Source organism: Stenotrophomonas sp. YJH_SMC_105-26, assembly GCF_059368915.1.
Map to the genome: position 1 here is coordinate 78,564 of NZ_JCAFSD010000005.1, position 15,217 is coordinate 93,780.

Here is a 15,217-nt window from a genome sequence, read left to right on the forward strand (position 1 = left end):
GCCATCGAGCGACGCGCTTGACCAATGTCAAACCGCCCGCCGCCGCGCGGGCGTATTTCTATGCAGGACCCGAACACGCCGGCACTGCCGGCATCCACAAGGACCCTGCGATGAGCTACACCCCCGACAACGCCCAGCTGCTGAACGCCATGCAGAACGTCATGGTGATCTCCACCACCGACATGCAGGGCAACATCACCTACGCCAATGACCTGTTCTGCACGCTCACCGGCTTCGCCCGCGAGGAACTGATCGGCCAGCCGCACAGCATCGTGCGCCACCCGGACGTGCCCAAGGCCGTCTACAAGGACATGTGGGACACCATCAAGGCCGGCAAGACCTGGACCGGCATCGTGCCCAACCTTGGCAAAGGCGGCGTGCTCTACGTGGTCGACACCACCGTGCAGCCGCTGTTCGACGCCGACGGCAACATCACCTCGTACATCAGCATCCGCCGCGTGGTGAACGACCTGATGCAGAACTACGACCTGGTCGAGTTCAGCAAGGAAAAGTTCGACGACTTCTACGAGGCCGCGTGAACGCTCTCCCGACCAGTACGCCCTTCAGCCGCCTGCTGGTGGGTTTTGCGTCCGAGTCGGGCAACGCCCGCGCCCTGGCCCAGCGCCTGGGCGCGGGCCTGCAGCTGCACGGGCCGCAGGTACTCCCGTTCAACGACATCGACGTGGCCAGTCTCGGCCAAGGCGATGTGCTGCTGGCAATCTCCAGCTCGTTCGGCGATGGCGAACCGCCGGCCAATGGCGAGCAGTTCTTCGAAACACTGCGCCAGACCCCGACGCTGCGCGGCCTGCGCTATGCGGTGTTCGGCCTTGGTGACACCGGCTACCCGAGCTTCTGCGGCTTCACCAAGGCGCTGGATGCTGCATTGAGCGAGCGCCAGGCCCAGCCGCTGCTGCAGCGGGTGGACGCCGATCTGGGCTACGAGCAGTTCTTCCAGCAATGGCAGCCGGTGCTGGGCCAGGTGCTGGAGGGTGACCTCAGCGCTGGCCAGCACCTGCACCTGCAGGTCACCGCCTATGGCGAAGACAATGCCTTTGCCGCGCGCATCCTCGAACGCCGCCGCTTGAACAGCAGCGACCCGGCCGCGTGGCACCTGCAACTGGACATTGCCGGCAGTGGCATGGCCTATCGCGCGGGCGACACCCTGCACGTAGTACCCGGGAACGATCCTGCCCTGCTGCAGGCGTTGGCCACCTGGTACGGCGACACCGCCGCCGTGGCCGCCCTGCACGACCGCGAGCTGCGCCTGCTGAGCAAGGGCGTGCTGCGCGAACTGGCCCGGCTGGGCGGTAGTGAGGCACTGAAGGGCCTGCTGAAGGTCAGCCAGAAGCGCGAGCTGGACGCCTACCTGCACGGCCTGGACCTGCTGGACGTGCTGCAGGACCACGCCACGCCGGACAGCGTGCCGCTTGCCCGGCTGCGCGAACTGCTGTCACCGCGGCTGCCGCGTGCCTATTCGATCGCCTCGCACCCGTGCGACGACCAGCTGAGCCTGTGCCTGCGCGAAGTGCGCTACACCCTGCGCGGCCGCGAACGCTTCGGCACTGCCACCGGCAGCCTGCTGCATGGAGGCGACCATGCCCGTGTGTACTGCCGCTCCAACCCCGGCTTCCACCTGCCCGATACCGGCGAGGCACCGCTGCTGCTGGTCGGTACCGGTACTGGTATCGCACCCTTGATGGGCCTGCTGCAGGAACTGCAGGCCAACGCCTGCGAACGCGAAGTGCACCTGGTGTTTGGCGAGAAGCACCGCCAGCACGACTACCTGTACCGTGACCAGCTGCTGGACTGGCGCACGCGTGGCGTGCTGGCCGGCCTGCATACCGCGTTCTCGCGCGATGGCGCCGAAAAGATCTATGTGCAGCATGTGCTGCAGCAGCGCGGCGATGAAGTGCGCGATGTGCTGGCCCGCGGTGGGCATCTGTACCTGTGCGGCAACAAGCGCCACCTGGAAAGCGCGGTGCGCGAGGCCATCGATGCCATCGGCGGCGAAGGCCACTGGGACACGCTGCGCAATGAAGGCCGAACGCACTGTGAATTGTACTGATCCGTTGATCCTGTAGAGCCGAGCCCACGCTCGGCTGCTGTTGGCGTTGTCGCGCAGAGCTGCCGAGCATGGGCTCGGCTCTACAGGTGCACGTCAACCGTCGACAATGCGGCCGTCCACCACGCGCGCCACCTGCTGGCCGAACATGGCCACATCCTGTGGGTCATGGCTGATCAACAGCAGCGGAATGCCGGTCCTGTCCAGCACGGTCTCCAGCTCCTGGCGCAGATGATGGCGAAGATCATGGTCCAGCGCGGAAAACGGTTCATCCAGCAGCAGCGCCTGCGGCTGTGTCACCAGCGCGCGCGCCAGCGCGGTACGCTGGCGCTGTCCGCCGGAAATCTGTGATGGCAGCAGATCGCCCACCGTGTCGATGCGGAAGGCGTGCAACCACTGTTCCACCGCGTCGAAGCGCTGGCCGATCCGCGGATTCAACCACCCCTTCTGCAGCCCGAACGCCACGTTCTGGCGCACGCTCAGGTGCGGGAACAACGCGTAATCCTGGAACACGTAGCCCAGCCGGCGGCGCTGCGGCGGCAGATCCACAGCGGTGGCCGCGTCGAACAGGGTCTGCCCCTGCAGGCGCACATGGCCCTGGCCCGGCCGCAGCAGCCCGGCCACCGCCTTCAGGGTCAGGCTCTTGCCGGCGCCGGAGGGTCCGAACAGCACCACCTGCCGCTGCGTGCACTGCAGCGATACGTCCAACACGAAATCCTGGCCGGCCGCCTGCAGGCGACGCTGCACCTGCAGGTCAAGCCACATCACGCAGCTCCCGGCGACGTCCGCCCACCAACCGCGCAGCCAGCAACAGGATCACGATGCACACCACCGAGGTCAGGATCACCAGCGCATTGGCCTTGCCGTCCTGACCGGCCTGCACCGCCTCGTAGATGGCGATCGACAACGTCTGCGTCCGGCCCGGAATGCTGCCGGCCACCATCAACGTCGCGCCGAATTCGCCCATCGCGCGTGCAAACGCCAGCAACAGGCCGGCAAGAATGCCGCGCCAGGCCAGCGGCAGCGTGACGCGGAAGAACACCGCCGCTTCGGACACACCCAGCGTCCGCGCGGCCTGCTCCAGCTGTCCGTCCACTTCCTCGAACGCCGCGCGTGCCGGCTTGAACACCAGCGGCAGCGAAGCCACCGCCGCCGCAATCACCGCAGCCTGCCAGGTGAACACCAGGTTGATGCCGAACCACGACTGCAGCCACGCGCCGATCGGGCCGTTGCGACCGATCAGCACCAGCAGGTAATACCCCAGCACCGTTGGTGGCAGCACCATCGGCAGGGTCAACAGCGAATCCAGCAGCTCACGGCCGGGAAAGCGCCGACGCGCCAGCAGCGCGCCCAGCGCCACGCCCAGCACCAGGTTGATCGCGGTGGCCCAGCCGGCCACCTTCAGCGACAACCCCAATGCACTCCAGTCCAGATCCATGCGTCAGGGCTTGCCGAATCCGTGCCGGGCCAGAATCGCCTGGCCCTGCGCCGAACGCACGAAGGCGACAAACCGCTTGGCCTCTGCCGGCTGCGCGCTGGCCCTGGTCACCGCCAGCGGATAGGCGATGCGCCCGGACACCGGTACCACGAAGGCACGGCGTACCCGGTCCGGCATGGCCTGCGCGTCAGTGGCATAGACGAAGCCGGCATCCACTTCACCGCGCGCCACGTAATCCAGCGACTGGCGCACGTTCTGCGTGGTGATGATCCGGCCCTGCACCGACGGCCACAGGCCGGCCGCTTCCAGCGCGCCCTTGGCATAGCGGCCGACCGGCACGCTGTCCGGGTTGCCCAGTGCGATGCATTGCACGCCGGCACCGGCCAGGTCCTTCAAGCTGCGCGGCGCGGCCCTGGCCTGCGGCGGCGCCACCACCCACAGCGCGTTCACCGCGAACACCGCGCGGCTGCCGGCCGCCAGCAGGTCCTGCTGCTGGGCCTGGTCCATGGTGGCTTCATCGGCCGACGCGAACACATCCACCGGCGCGCCGCGGCTGATCTGCTGCAGCAGTACGCCAGAGGCGGCGAAGTTGAAATCGACCTTGGTTCCCGGGTGCGTCTTCTCATAGGCCGCACCCAGTTCGCGGAAGCTCTCGGTCAGGCTCGACGCCGCCGACACCGTCAGGTCGGCCGCCCAGGCCGGTACCGTGGCCAGCAGGCCCAGCCACAACAATGCCGCTCGCTTCATGCCCAGCCCCCTGCCTGATCAGTCCAGTCCGGCGTCCCGGGCTACGGCCAGTTCCGCCAGCCGGTCCGGGTCCAGCAACAGCATCTCACGTTGGTTCACCGCAATCACACCGTCGTCGCTCAAGCGGCGCAGTACCCGGCTCACCGTCTCCGGCGCCATCCGCAGGTAGTTGGCGATCTCGGTGCGGGCCATGCTCAGGTTGAAACGGGTGGCGGAGAATCCGCGCCGGGCATAGCGCTCGGAAAGATCCAGCAGGAACGCCGCCATGCGCTCCTCGGTGCGATGGTTGGCGGCCAGCGTGGCGACCTTGCCGATCTCGGCGCTGAGCAGGCTGAACAGCCGCGCCTGCAACCCCGGCATGCGCGTGGCCAGCAGGCTCAATCGCGGAAACGAGATCCGGCACAGGTAGACGGTGTCCAGGGCCACGGCGTTGCAAGGGAAGCGCGCGCCGTGGATGGCATTGAGCCCGATCACCTCGCCCGGCAGGCTGAAACCCAGCACCTGCTCGTTGCCCTGGCTGTCATCGACGAACGTCTTGACCATGCCGGCACGCACCGCGGCGATCGAGTCGAATGGATCGCCGGCACGGAACAGGTAGTCGCCGGCCTGGAACGGGCCGACGTGGTCGACCAGCACATGCAGTTCGCCCAGCGCGGTCTTGTCGTAGCCCTGCGACATGCAGGCGTCGGAGAACGCACAGGTGCTGCAGAAGTGCAGCGCGTCTCCGTCATCGGCTGCTGCCGGATTGGGCGTGGCCGGCCGGGACGCAGAGGGAGCGGAGGGGTTCAGAGGCATTGCAGCGAGGCAGGAACGAAGGCCCTCATCATACGACAGCGCACCGCCCGGCCCTGCGCAACGTGCGCCTACTCTGGCGCGGGTTCGGAACGCCGCTGGGGGCCACGCTGCCGCATGCTGTCGCGCACGTCCACGTCGAACTGCAGCTGCAGCATGCTGTCGTCATCCAACGCGATACCGAAGCCCAGCCCATCCCGGCAGGGCAGCCTGCCCGCCAGCGACTCAACGGCCTGGCGAGGCAGTACCAACCGGCAGAATGTCCCGCCATCGAGCAGCACCGCCTGATCGCCGGCATGCAGCGACAGCGCCACGCCCCAGCCACCGCTGCCACCAAAGCGCGTCAGGTTCTCCACTGATTCGCCGGCCAGCAATCCTGCCAGTTCTTCTTCATCCACGCGCAGGCGCATCGATTGCTGTTGCAGCTGGACCTTCATGCTGTGATGGACTCCCACTCTGATGGCGTATTGCAGTTGAGCAGCAATGCCCGATCCTCCGGTGCCAATGGCAGCCGGATTACGCCCAGGCGTTGCTGCAGGGCGCGCAGTGAACGACGCGCCGTCGGGTCCTCGATCAAGGCCTGCAGCACGCGGCGGCAATGATCATCGATCTGCAACCGCATCGGCAACGGTTCATCGTCGAATACCGTGCAGGCACGCCCTTGATCGGCCTGCAGGCGCTGCAACAGCGCGGGTGTCACCCGCGGCGTATCGACCGGCACCACCCAGGCGGGGCCGTCTGGCATCTGCATCGCCACACTGTAGAGGCCGCCCAGCGGGCCGCAGCGTGCGACCCGGTCCGGGATGCCACCAAAAGCTGGGTGGTCGCCGCTCACCCATACCCTCCCGGCGCCGGCCTGCAGCAGCAGGCCGCGCATGTGTTCCAGCAGCGTGCGGCCGTGCCAGGGCAGCAGCGCCTTGTCGCGGCCCATCCGGCTGGACAGGCCGCCGGCCAGCACGATGCCATCAATGGGGATGTTCGTGATCGTGCGCATGGTCATGGCCGGGTTCGCTGTCCGCATGGCACAGGCTGCAACCTTCGCTCCACTGGCTGTCGCCGTCCTCGTAATGCTCCTGCTTCCAGATCGGGCACTGGTGTTTCACCACTTCGATCAACTGCCGGCAGGCCCGGAACGCTTCGTCACGGTGCGGGCTGCCGGCGGCCACCACCACCGCCACATCGCCGATGCCGAGCCGGCCCTTGGCATGCGCCACATACAGCTTCAGCTTCGGACCGAACGTGGCTTCGACCTCGGCGGCCAGGCGCTTGAATTCGTTCAGCACCAGCGGTTCGAACAGATCGTAGGTGATCCCGGTCACCCGCCGGCCCACATTGACGTCGCGCACCTTCCCGATGAACACGTCGATGCCGCCGAAGCCCGGATCGGAAACCGCCGCGATGCCCTCGGCCGGATCGATTGCCGCCTGCGCGCGGTCCACGACCTTGGCGATGATCGTCTCGCTCATCGCTCAGCCCCCGCTCACCGGCGGGAGGATCGCCACCCGGCCATCGTCGGGCAGCGCCTCGTGGTCGCGCAGCACGCGTTGCTGGTCGGCGAATGCCGAGTAATCCAGCAAGCCGGCACGGAAACCCGGCCAACGCAGCGGCAGCAGCTCGCGCAGCGCCTGGCGCAGATCGGCCACGGTGCCACCGGCTACATCCACGGCGATCTCGCGGCTGGCATCCAGATCGGAAAACGCACCGAACAATTGCAGATTCACCTGTCTCATCACGGCTCCTGGCTTGCCAGCTGCACAGGGTCCTGATGACCCCAGCCCTGCACGCGCACTGGCGTGCCGGCAGGGGCGAGACCGCCCTCGCCGTCCAGCACCACCCAGGCGTTGGCCTGCAGCATGGACATCAAACGGAACGACTCCTGCCCTGCCAGCACGCGCGCACTCAGGCGGCCCTGCGCGTCCACTTCCACCCGGGCCCGCGCATGGAAGCGCAGGCCCGGCGGCGTGCGCACGTCGGCCTGCAGCGGCAACATCAGCACCTGCTCCGGTGCCAGCCCCAGCAGGCGGCGCAGCACCGGCTCGACAAAGAAGCGCTGGCCCACCGCAGCGGAGACCGGGTTGCCCGGCAGGCCGAAATACAGCGCGCCATTGGGCAGCACCGCGAACAGCAACGGCTTGCCGGGGCGGATCGCCACCTTGTGGAACACGATGCGCGCACCCCGGCCGCGCAGCGCGTCGGGAATGAAATCGTAGCGGCCGGCCGACACCGCGCCGGTGCTGATCAACAGCTGCGCACCCGCGTCCAGTGCTTGATCCAGTACGGCATTGAAGGCGGCCACCTCATCGCCCACCGTGCCCTGCCAGACCACCTCGGCACCGGCGGCCTGCAGGCGGCCGACCAGGTACGGCCGGTTGCTGTCACGGATCTGCCCGGATTCCAGCGTCTGCGCCGCCTCGGTCACCAGCTCCTTGCCGGTGGCAATCACCGCCGCCTTCGGCCGGGCCACCACCGCCACCTGAGCCACGCCGATGGCATGCAGCAAGGTGCGCGCGTTGATGTCCAGCACCTGCCCGGACTGCAGCACGCGCTCGCCGTCGCTCACATCCTCGCCACGCAGGCGCACGTTCTGGCCCGGCTTCACCGATGCCTTCAGGGCGATGCGGGTCGGGCGTCCATCTTCGCTGGTGAGGATCTCGACGTTCTCGACCGGCACCACCGTATCCAGCCCGACCGGCATGCGCGCGCCGGTCATGATCTCCCAGGCGCCCTCGCCGCCGTCGGCACCGGCATCGCCGGCCGCCTGCCAGCCCTGCACCGCGAATTCGGTACCGGCCTCGAACGCCGTACCGTTGGCGCGCAGCGCGAAGCCGTCCATCGCCGAATTGTCGAACGGCGGCAGCGACTGCGCGCTGTGGATGTCACGGGCCAGGGTACGGCCGCCGGCCTCATGCAGCGGCAGGCGCTCGGCCGGCAGCGGCGTGGCCGCGTCCAGCAGGTGCTGCAAGGCCTCGCTGTAGGCAATCATCAGTGGCCACCACCCTCGACCATCGCCAGGGCGTGGCCCAGCACCGGCGCCAGGATGTCCAGGCACTGTGCCGCCGCCTTGGGGCTGCCCGGCAATGCAAACACCAGCATGTTGCCCAGCTGCACCACCTCGGCGCGGCTCAGCCAGGCCATCGGCGTGTGCTGCGCACTCAGGGCCCGCACCATCTGCGCCAGGCCATGCACCGGCCGCGCATTCAAGGAACGCAGCGCCTCCGGGGTCAGGTCACGCGGGCCCAGCCCGGTACCCCCGGTACACAGGCACAGGCGCACGCCCTCGGCAGCCAACGCCTGCAGGCGGCCCGCCAACGGCTCGATGCCATCGGGCAGTACCTCGGCGGCCACCACCTCGCCCCCCAGCTTCTTCAGCCCGGTCACCAGGGTCGGGCCGGAGACATCTTCATAGGTGCCTTCGCTGGCGCGATCGCTCAGCGTGATCACCGCGCAGGCCGCGCCTTCCAGGCCCTTCGGCGCACGCGGCTTGAACCGCTCTCGCTCGGCCTCGTCCATGCCGTCGGGGTGCAGCCAGACACCGCGCTTGCCGCCTTCCTTGAACAGCAGGCGGATGCCTTCGATGCTAAGTGCCGGCTCCACCGGCTTGCTCAGGTCGTACAGGGTCAGCAGCGCCGCGTTGACGCCGGCCAGTGCCTCCATCTCTACGCCGGTGCGCGCCTCGCTGGCGCACTCGCACCACACGCGGATCGCCTGCCGTTCCGGCACCGGCGCGCAAAACACCTGCACCAGTTCCAGCGGCAGCGGGTGGCACAGCGGCATCAGCATCGAGGCCATCTTGGCGCCCTGCAGGCCGGCAATCTCGGCCATCACCAGCGCATCGCCCTTGGGCAGGCAGCGCTCGACAATCAGCGGATAGGCCACTGGACCGGCATGCAGCTCGCCCACCGCCACCGCACGGCGGCGGCTGATGCGCTTGTTGCGCACATCGGCCATGTGGAAGGCCGCGTTCAATTCCCCACTCATCGTGTTGCTCATCCTCCGATGGAGGCCAGGTGCGGGGTCAGCCCGGTCTGGCCCTGGTGCAGTCCATGCCCGGCCGCTTTCAGGCCAAGCTGGGTGGTGATGCGTGCCAGCAGCGCGTCGTGGTCCTCATCGCGCTGCAGCAGCGGGCGCAGCGGCACGCCGAACTCGCCGAACAGGCACAGCCGCAGGTCGCCCTTGGCGGTCACCCGCAGGCGGTTGCAGCCCTTGCAGAAGTCACGCGAATACGGGGCGATGATGCCGATGCTGCCGCGATGGTCGGGGTGGCCGAACTCGCGCGCCGGGCCGGCGTCGGCCGCGCGCGGACGCTCGTGCCAGCCCGCGGCCAGCAGCTGCTCGACCACCACGTCGGCGCGCAGGTGGTAGCGCTGGAAATAGGCTTCGTTGTCGCCGGTGCGCATCAGCTCGATGAAGCGCACGCTGAAGGGGCGGTCACGCAGGTAGTCCATCCACTGCGGCAGCTCGTCGTCGTTCAGGCCCCGCAGCAGTACCGCGTTGAGCTTGATCGCCGGCAGGCCCAACGCCTGCGCCAGGGCCAGGCCCTGCTGGATCTCCGGCAGGCGGTCGTGCCCGGTGATGGTGTGGAAACGCTCGCGTTGCAGGCTGTCCATGCTCACGTTCAGCGCGGTCAGGCCGGCCCGGTGCCAGCCCGGCAGGCGCCGCGGCAGCAGCGTGCCATTGGTGGTGATGGCCACCTTGCGGATGCCCGGCACCGCCGCCACGGTGGCGATGATCTCGTCCAGATCCTTGCGCAGGCTGGGCTCGCCACCGGTCAGGCGGATCTTGCTCATGCCCAGCGCCGCAAAGGCCCGCACCAGGCGGCCGATCTCCTCCACCTGCAGGAAACGCGGGTGGCCATCGGCCTGGTAACCGTCGGGCAGGCAGTAGCTGCACCGGAAGTTGCAGGCTTCGGTGAGCGACAAGCGCAGGTACGGAAAGCTGCGTCCGAAGCTGTCGGTGAGTTGGCTCATGGCTGTTCCGCCTCCTGGTACCACCCTGCAGCCCTGCCCCTGAACGGGTTGTCGACCCCAGCCCGCAGAGTGCGCTGGGGCGTTGAAAGCGTCAACCCGGGAGGCACGCAGCCTGAATTGGCGCCGCCTGTCGTGATAGGCCCTCCCCGCCCGTCCCGTTCGCCGTGACAACCTCGACACATGTCGCAGATTGCACGTTGCGGGCGGATCACTACGCCAGCCAGCACTGGCGGGGCTTAACAGCGTAGGACAATGTCAAAAGCGTCTCCAATCGAGTGATGTTTACAACTCTTCTGATTGGCATTGCACAGCGCCAGGGGCTCAGATGGCGTGCCACCGGAAAAGGGTGGCCGGGCTTCGAACACCCGAGTTGATGTTGATGTATGCGCTTGCCAGCCGGCGCCACCCTAGCGTGGCGCCGGCTGGCAATCCGTCTGCCGGCTATGGCGGGCGGTGCGTGGGGGCCTTCGGGCCCACCGGACTGACATCAACCCGGTGTTCGAACCACGTACCGTCCGCCACTTTTATGGGTGGCGGCTACCGATTGCCCTGCACGGAGCCTTGCCATGAACGAATCGGACTTCCCGCATCTGCACGCCTACCGCAGCACCGCCGGCGACGACGGTGCGCCACAGGCTGCGCCAACAGTGGACAGGAACACCTTCATTGCCAACCTCCACCGCATCGGCTCCGGTGCTGCGGCCGACGGACAACCCTGGCCGGAGCGTCACCAGCTGCCCGGGCGCTGCCTGGCCCTGGCCGACGCCGATTGCGCGTTGACTGGGTTGCGGGTGGTGCTGGAAATGCTGCTGGCAGCCGAACGCACCCGGCAGAACGGCGAACCCGGGCAGTACGTGGGCGACCGCGTGATGGAGGGGTTGGTCATGGCCTGCCAGTCGTTGTGCGCCCAGGCGGTAGGGCGGTTGCAGCCCGAAGGGTGAATGCCATGTGCAACGGACTTCAGCGAGGATCGCCTCCCGCCCGACACGCCGTCGGCGCAGCCCCCTTGTTCGGGGGAACCGCGTGTACATTCCAGCGATCTGCCAAAGCGCGTTCGACGCGGAAAGAGAATGACCATGCCTCGGCGGGCATCTTCCCTTCAGAGAAGCCAATAGCTATCTCGAAGCGATCCAATCCGAGGTTCCCCGCCTCCAGTCCCGAGCCATCTTCCCGCTTCACTCCGATGTAGACGACAGGGCGTTTCACGTCCACCTTTGCCCTGGCAAGCTGGCGATCCAATTCAGCGCTGCCATCGAAGAACTGCATTCCTTCGTCCTTGGCGATAGAGCTGAGGGTCTGCTTGAACCGATTCACGCCCTCTTGGTCATGCACGCAGAACTGGAGCATCTTGAAGGGCCGCTTTCCTACAGCCCATGCGCCGCCAGAGAATCCAAGTCCGACTCCAATCAGAAGTAGTGCTGTCAGGATCCTCACCATCATCAAGGTCCCAATTTGCAGAGTGTGGCGGCCAACGTCGCCGCAGGGCCAAAAATCATGACCCCAAGGATATCTCCGCTCGGTCTTCTCAGGCGCCTTCCGCCGGATGAGGGAGACCTTGTCGGGGGTGAGGAATCTGGGCACGGAATGTCTTTCAGGGCACTGCACCCGCCATCGGCAGATGCTCGATCCGCCATGTCCTGGCGTAGATCAGAATGACGCTACCGGTCGAGGTGGTCTCGATACGAAAACACTTCAGGCCGGACAGCGGATAGCCGACCGCCTTCCAACGATCAAGAAGATGAGCAAGCCCCGGCTCGTCGTCCTCGACCCTGGCGAACTCTATTCCCTCCTCCCCCAGTACGCCGAAGTTCATGAGCGCTGAGCACCCGTAGGCTTCCGAGAAGCAGACGGTTGCCTGCCGGCCGTCCGGCCAGCGCACTTGGACCTTTACCTCGTCGCATACGCCAGGTTTGCTCCTGTCAATATTGATGGCCAGCAACGTGGCGTCACACCATTCGAGCAAGTTGAAATCTTCATTCATCCACTGGAATCCGTCAGATGCATACGACGGAGGTGCGACCCCGGTCGCCCCTTCCTCTCTCTCACCGCTCCTGGAGCTCCCCAAGATCGAGATCCCGGGCATAGGAGCGCCGACTACTGATCAGCACCGGCTTGGATGCGAACCTTCGACCATCCCTGCATTCGACGGCGAATTGGTAGCTTCTAGGTTCCGGCCCTGCAACGACCATCATGGGGACCGAGAATGTGCTTCCAACCGGTTTCGACGAAACTACACCTTCGTCCTCCCCGAGCATACTCAGCTCACAATCTAGAGCGCGAACGTCACCCTGACCTGGCGGCACGCTTCCCGAGACGCGCACGATCATATCGCCACCCAATGTTGCACAGCCGGCCAGAACCAGACCGGCAACGACAGCGGCGGCATACCTCACCTTCGGCATCCCCGAATTCTCAGTACGCACTGCGACGTCTACGCCGATAGCCATTCAGGGATGCATCAATCTCATCAATAGATACCCGCCATGATACGAATGTAGTCGTCGAGCGAATCCACCCGCCGATCGACTGCAATACCACGCTTTTTTGCGAGCGATTGAAGCTCGAATATCAACACCCCATACCCCGAGTCCCAGCCATGAGCTTCACCAGGCGACAGTTCCTTCGAAAATCGATCTCCAGGACGGAGCCTCCCGGAGGGCAAACGAAGCTCGTCTGCAACATGCTCCAGCAGCTCCACTACGGTTTCCTGATCCAGACCACTCTCCGCATAGTATTGGTCATAGAAGCCAGTTGGCGACAGCACGCCTCTTTCTCTCAGGCATTCTTTCATGTCCATTCGCCTCCATCCACCACCTGCGCTGCAGCCACAATAGACCATGGAGCCGATATCCCATAGGTCCTCCCGCACAGTCGTCACCGCGGCCCAGCAATCTTCCTGCCGAACGCCTGGGTGCTTGAAGCTTGCCGGACCATCCGATCTTCTTACACGGCCCTCCCATTCGTGAACACGGACAAGTGGCAAGGTCGATTTGACACATACCCGAACCCACACGACGCTCGGCCGGAAAGTGCCGAATCAGGCACCGGGAAAGGAGATCGCCACGTGCCACTCACGCATTTCGCTTACTAGGTGAGACCGCCCAGCCACCTATAACTTTATTCCGCTGTAAACAAGGCCCAGCTCTTCATCGCGCATGACCCAGCGGCCAGCATTTCCCTCCGGACACAGATAGAACTTGCCGCCATAGCTTGACGCTCGCGACCACGCGTTGCGGGCAAACGGAGGAAATCTCCGCATGACTCGCGCGTCGGACATCTCCGGCCTGCTCACCAGCCTACATTCTTCGGGCAAAGCAAGAACCCCGCTGGTCAGGCGGAAAACCAGCCACGATTCATTTGTGTCCATGTCGTGCGACTCGCGTATGTTGACTGCGTCCTCAGGCAACCATGAAGGCAACCATTTCGATTCACCGATTGCTTGTCTTGAGACGGCTTGATTGCGGTCTGCATACTCGGTGCTGGCAACTTCCATGCAACCAGAAAGTGCGATTGACAGCATCACGACTGGGAGCAGCTTGGGGGCGTACATTTGAGGCGTCCAAATCATCAGTAGGGGAAGTTTCCACCGGGACGATAGCTCCCGCACATCTGCGAGCAACTCCCCGTACGACTCATTTGTCCAGATGATCGTCCGAGGCGATTTGCCAACTGATCCGCAGCGGAGTCAGCGGCAGAGTCGCCCTTGATGCTTTGATCGAACCACTCGCGCCCGTTGCTTATGCACTGAGCAGCAGCTGATCCGCCCATACCCTTCTGTGCAGCCTCGCAGTTCGCCATGCAGTGGAAGTACTTATCCTGGCCAACCCATCCGTTATGAGACCCACCAACCACGTGTGTGGCTGACCATTGATTGGCATACTGCCCGCCGAAGTCGCTGGCTCCCGCGACAAATGCCCCCGGAAAGCCAAGAGCTTCCAATGTCCTATTCACGTAATAGCGCCAATCGACCGTATATGCGCCAGTTTCTGTCACAGTCACTCCAGGCTGGGAGTCTTTCAAACCCAGTGGATCAACGTGCGAAATTGTATTGCCGATTGCATAGATATAGGTGCTAACACCTCCACCAAGCCCAATTGGATCACTCTGCGAATACCGCCCCACCGCCGGGTCGTATTCCCGCTGGTAGTTGTAGAGCATCCCACTCGCAGCCGTCGCCTGCTGGCCTGGGAAGCGCAGCGCAAGCCCAAACGCCACACCATCGCCATCCGGGTCAGCCCTCGGAATCTGGTTGCCGAACACTTCGCTCTTGTTGCTCCACTCCCAGATCGAGACATTCCGTACCGGATCGATCACCACGCGCGGCATGCCCAGATGATCTGGTTGGACGTAGGCCAGCTCCGGCACGCCGGTAGCCGGCGTGTTCATCAGTGCCACCGGGTAGTTGTCCAGCCAGATGGCCTGCTGCTGCGCTTGGTCCGTGGCCGAGTAGTTGCCCAGCCACTGCCCTGCTTCGTCGTACAGGGTGATCAGTGCTGCGCCACCGGCCGGGGTCCGCAGAACGCGTTCACCGCGGTGGTTGTAACCGTAGCTTTCCAGTACGGCATTGCCCTGCTTCACCGCGTTCATGCGGTTGGCATCGTTGTAGATGAACGTCTTGCCGCCGATGCTGGTGGTGTTGCCCACTGCGTCATGGTTGCGCGCTTCGCCGTCCACGGCGGTCAGCCGGTGGCTGGTTGCGGGGTAGGTGTAGCTGGCGGTGCCTGCCGAGGTGGTCAGCGCGGTGCGATTGCCGGTGGCGTCGTAGGCATAGGTTTCAATCGGCGTGCCGGTCGCGCCGTCCTGGGTCTGGGTCAGGCGGCCCAGCGCGTCGTAGGCGTACTTGGCGAGTACCGTTGAGCCTGTGCCGTTCTTCAGCTCGGTGATCGAACCGACCGGGTCATAGCCATAGCCCAGCGACAGGCCGCCTGCGGCCGGGTCATGCACCGCCTGCGGGCGGTAATCCAGATCCAACGGACGCTGCAGCTGGCGGCCGTTGCCGTAGGTCCAGCCCGTCGCCAGGCCGAAGGCCGCATAGGTCACGTTGTTCACCACGATCTGGCGTGCCTGGCCAGGCCGGGTCAGGCCGATCTGGCTGATGCGCCCCTGGATATCTCGCACGTAGTCAGCCACGCTTCGAATGTCTCGCACTGACGTAGCAGCATCCTGCCGCCAAAGGCGTTGTCCAGTCCATCTTTCAGGGGATTGCGAACC

At 65.6% G+C, this 15,217-nt stretch carries 19 protein-coding genes and 1 pseudogene; 3 read left to right on the forward strand and 17 right to left on the reverse strand.

Going from position 1 to position 15,217, the window contains the following annotated elements; genetic code table 11:
• The first annotated feature begins 110 nt into the window (after positions 1-110).
• Together AC5P7F_RS13295 and AC5P7F_RS13300 are read left to right on the forward strand one after the other, a co-directional pair.
• A complete protein-coding gene (locus AC5P7F_RS13295) occupies positions 111-539 on the forward strand; it encodes a PAS domain S-box protein (protein WP_164077145.1) in 429 nt (142 codons plus the stop codon).
• A complete protein-coding gene (locus tag AC5P7F_RS13300; RefSeq protein ID WP_164077146.1) occupies positions 536-2,065 on the forward strand; it encodes a flavodoxin domain-containing protein in 1,530 nt (509 codons plus the stop codon). Before AC5P7F_RS13295 ends, AC5P7F_RS13300 begins: the two co-directional genes overlap by 4 nt.
• Before the next feature lie 93 nt (positions 2,066-2,158).
• Here AC5P7F_RS13300 and AC5P7F_RS13305 read toward each other — a convergent pair whose 3' ends face one another.
• The 11 genes from AC5P7F_RS13305 to moaA form a co-directional block, all read right to left on the reverse strand.
• Positions 2,159-2,827: a sulfate/molybdate ABC transporter ATP-binding protein gene (locus AC5P7F_RS13305; protein WP_164077147.1), complete on the reverse strand. Its 669-nt coding sequence runs from the start codon at positions 2,825-2,827 to the stop codon at positions 2,159-2,161.
• Positions 2,817-3,500 carry a molybdate ABC transporter permease subunit gene (gene modB, locus AC5P7F_RS13310; RefSeq protein WP_005409908.1) on the reverse strand — a complete coding sequence of 228 codons (684 nt, stop codon included), beginning with the start codon at positions 3,498-3,500 and terminating at the stop codon, positions 2,817-2,819. The genes AC5P7F_RS13305 and modB overlap by 11 nt, the downstream gene beginning before the upstream one ends.
• 3 nt (positions 3,501-3,503) lie before the next feature.
• A complete protein-coding gene (gene modA / locus AC5P7F_RS13315) occupies positions 3,504-4,247 on the reverse strand; it encodes a molybdate ABC transporter substrate-binding protein (protein ID WP_164077148.1) in 744 nt (247 codons plus the stop codon).
• Positions 4,248-4,265: 18 nt separating this feature from the next.
• The gene (locus AC5P7F_RS13320; RefSeq protein WP_046430997.1) at positions 4,266-5,042 is read right to left on the reverse strand and encodes a helix-turn-helix domain-containing protein; all 777 of its coding nucleotides are present in this window, start codon (positions 5,040-5,042) and stop codon (positions 4,266-4,268) included.
• 68 nt (positions 5,043-5,110) lie between these two features.
• Complete coding sequence (locus tag AC5P7F_RS13325) at positions 5,111-5,476, reverse strand: hypothetical protein (protein WP_014647390.1); 366 nt, start codon at positions 5,474-5,476, stop codon at positions 5,111-5,113.
• Positions 5,473-6,039 carry an NTP transferase domain-containing protein gene (gene mobA / locus AC5P7F_RS13330; RefSeq protein ID WP_164077149.1) on the reverse strand — a complete coding sequence of 189 codons (567 nt, stop codon included), beginning with the start codon at positions 6,037-6,039 and terminating at the stop codon, positions 5,473-5,475. Before mobA ends, AC5P7F_RS13325 begins: the two co-directional genes overlap by 4 nt.
• Positions 6,005-6,505, reverse strand: coding sequence for a molybdenum cofactor biosynthesis protein MoaE (locus AC5P7F_RS13335; protein WP_032959974.1), 501 nt, complete (start codon positions 6,503-6,505; stop codon positions 6,005-6,007). The genes mobA and AC5P7F_RS13335 overlap by 35 nt, the downstream gene beginning before the upstream one ends.
• Positions 6,506-6,508: 3 nt before the next feature.
• Positions 6,509-6,769: a MoaD/ThiS family protein gene (locus AC5P7F_RS13340; RefSeq protein ID WP_005409914.1), complete on the reverse strand. Its 261-nt coding sequence runs from the start codon at positions 6,767-6,769 to the stop codon at positions 6,509-6,511.
• Positions 6,769-8,022, reverse strand: a complete 1,254-nt coding sequence (locus AC5P7F_RS13345; protein ID WP_049439443.1) for a molybdopterin molybdotransferase MoeA — start codon at positions 8,020-8,022, stop codon at positions 6,769-6,771. Before AC5P7F_RS13345 ends, AC5P7F_RS13340 begins: the two co-directional genes overlap by 1 nt.
• Complete coding sequence (gene moaCB, locus AC5P7F_RS13350; protein ID WP_164077151.1) at positions 8,022-9,017, reverse strand: bifunctional molybdenum cofactor biosynthesis protein MoaC/MoaB; 996 nt, start codon at positions 9,015-9,017, stop codon at positions 8,022-8,024. Before moaCB ends, AC5P7F_RS13345 begins: the two co-directional genes overlap by 1 nt.
• A gap of 8 nt (positions 9,018-9,025) precedes the next feature.
• On the reverse strand, positions 9,026-10,006 hold the full coding sequence (moaA, locus tag AC5P7F_RS13355) for a GTP 3',8-cyclase MoaA (RefSeq protein ID WP_111205425.1): 981 nt from the start codon (positions 10,004-10,006) through the stop codon (positions 9,026-9,028).
• Between the two features lie 566 nt (positions 10,007-10,572).
• On the opposite strand from moaA, the gene AC5P7F_RS13360 reads away from it, so the two are divergent.
• Complete coding sequence (locus AC5P7F_RS13360; protein ID WP_164077152.1) at positions 10,573-10,947, forward strand: hypothetical protein; 375 nt, start codon at positions 10,573-10,575, stop codon at positions 10,945-10,947.
• A 19-nt stretch (positions 10,948-10,966) separates the two neighbouring features.
• Here the strand turns inward: AC5P7F_RS13360 and AC5P7F_RS13365 are convergent, their stop codons facing one another.
• From AC5P7F_RS13365 to AC5P7F_RS13390, 6 genes and pseudogenes are all read right to left on the reverse strand, one after another.
• Positions 10,967-11,320 (reverse strand): hypothetical protein, encoded by a 354-nt coding sequence (locus tag AC5P7F_RS13365; protein ID WP_262093805.1) that lies wholly within the window; start codon positions 11,318-11,320, stop codon positions 10,967-10,969.
• A gap of 277 nt (positions 11,321-11,597) precedes the next feature.
• On the reverse strand, positions 11,598-11,987 hold the full coding sequence (locus tag AC5P7F_RS13370; protein ID WP_134967393.1) for a hypothetical protein: 390 nt from the start codon (positions 11,985-11,987) through the stop codon (positions 11,598-11,600).
• A gap of 486 nt (positions 11,988-12,473) precedes the next feature.
• Positions 12,474-12,797, reverse strand: a complete 324-nt coding sequence (locus AC5P7F_RS13375; protein WP_126412432.1) for a hypothetical protein — start codon at positions 12,795-12,797, stop codon at positions 12,474-12,476.
• A gap of 318 nt (positions 12,798-13,115) precedes the next feature.
• Positions 13,116-13,556: a YbbD-related protein gene (locus tag AC5P7F_RS13380; RefSeq protein WP_141098601.1), complete on the reverse strand. Its 441-nt coding sequence runs from the start codon at positions 13,554-13,556 to the stop codon at positions 13,116-13,118.
• Between the two features lie 17 nt (positions 13,557-13,573).
• Entirely contained in the window at positions 13,574-14,005 is a 432-nt protein-coding gene (locus AC5P7F_RS13385) for a hypothetical protein (RefSeq protein WP_275428250.1), read from the reverse strand.
• Positions 14,006-14,020: 15 nt separating this feature from the next.
• A pseudogene (locus AC5P7F_RS13390) lies at positions 14,021-15,139 on the reverse strand (RHS repeat-associated core domain-containing protein); the annotation flags it as partial.
• Positions 15,140-15,217: the final 78 nt, after the last annotated feature.

What these genes read in the sequence shown, in the direction of transcription:
- AC5P7F_RS13325 (WP_014647390.1), bottom strand. Translation starts at nt 5,476, where the DNA reads ATGAAGGTCCAGCTGCAACAGCAATCGATGCGCCTGCGCGTGGATGAA.
- modA (WP_164077148.1), bottom strand. Translation starts at nt 4,247, where the DNA reads ATGAAGCGAGCGGCATTGTTGTGGCTGGGCCTGCTGGCCACGGTACCG.
- AC5P7F_RS13295 (WP_164077145.1), top strand. Translation starts at nt 111, where the DNA reads ATGAGCTACACCCCCGACAACGCCCAGCTGCTGAACGCCATGCAGAAC.
- AC5P7F_RS13360 (WP_164077152.1), top strand. Translation starts at nt 10,573, where the DNA reads ATGAACGAATCGGACTTCCCGCATCTGCACGCCTACCGCAGCACCGCC.
- AC5P7F_RS13305 (WP_164077147.1), bottom strand. Translation starts at nt 2,827, where the DNA reads ATGTGGCTTGACCTGCAGGTGCAGCGTCGCCTGCAGGCGGCCGGCCAG.
- mobA (WP_164077149.1), bottom strand. Translation starts at nt 6,039, where the DNA reads ATGACCATGCGCACGATCACGAACATCCCCATTGATGGCATCGTGCTG.
- AC5P7F_RS13375 (WP_126412432.1), bottom strand. Translation starts at nt 12,797, where the DNA reads ATGAAAGAATGCCTGAGAGAAAGAGGCGTGCTGTCGCCAACTGGCTTC.
- AC5P7F_RS13380 (WP_141098601.1), bottom strand. Translation starts at nt 13,556, where the DNA reads ATGTACGCCCCCAAGCTGCTCCCAGTCGTGATGCTGTCAATCGCACTT.
- moaCB (WP_164077151.1), bottom strand. Translation starts at nt 9,017, where the DNA reads ATGAGTGGGGAATTGAACGCGGCCTTCCACATGGCCGATGTGCGCAAC.
- AC5P7F_RS13335 (WP_032959974.1), bottom strand. Translation starts at nt 6,505, where the DNA reads ATGAGCGAGACGATCATCGCCAAGGTCGTGGACCGCGCGCAGGCGGCA.
- AC5P7F_RS13320 (WP_046430997.1), bottom strand. Translation starts at nt 5,042, where the DNA reads ATGCCTCTGAACCCCTCCGCTCCCTCTGCGTCCCGGCCGGCCACGCCC.
- AC5P7F_RS13345 (WP_049439443.1), bottom strand. Translation starts at nt 8,022, where the DNA reads ATGATTGCCTACAGCGAGGCCTTGCAGCACCTGCTGGACGCGGCCACG.
- modB (WP_005409908.1), bottom strand. Translation starts at nt 3,500, where the DNA reads ATGGATCTGGACTGGAGTGCATTGGGGTTGTCGCTGAAGGTGGCCGGC.
- AC5P7F_RS13340 (WP_005409914.1), bottom strand. Translation starts at nt 6,769, where the DNA reads ATGAGACAGGTGAATCTGCAATTGTTCGGTGCGTTTTCCGATCTGGAT.
- moaA (WP_111205425.1), bottom strand. Translation starts at nt 10,006, where the DNA reads ATGAGCCAACTCACCGACAGCTTCGGACGCAGCTTTCCGTACCTGCGC.
- AC5P7F_RS13370 (WP_134967393.1), bottom strand. Translation starts at nt 11,987, where the DNA reads ATGAATGAAGATTTCAACTTGCTCGAATGGTGTGACGCCACGTTGCTG.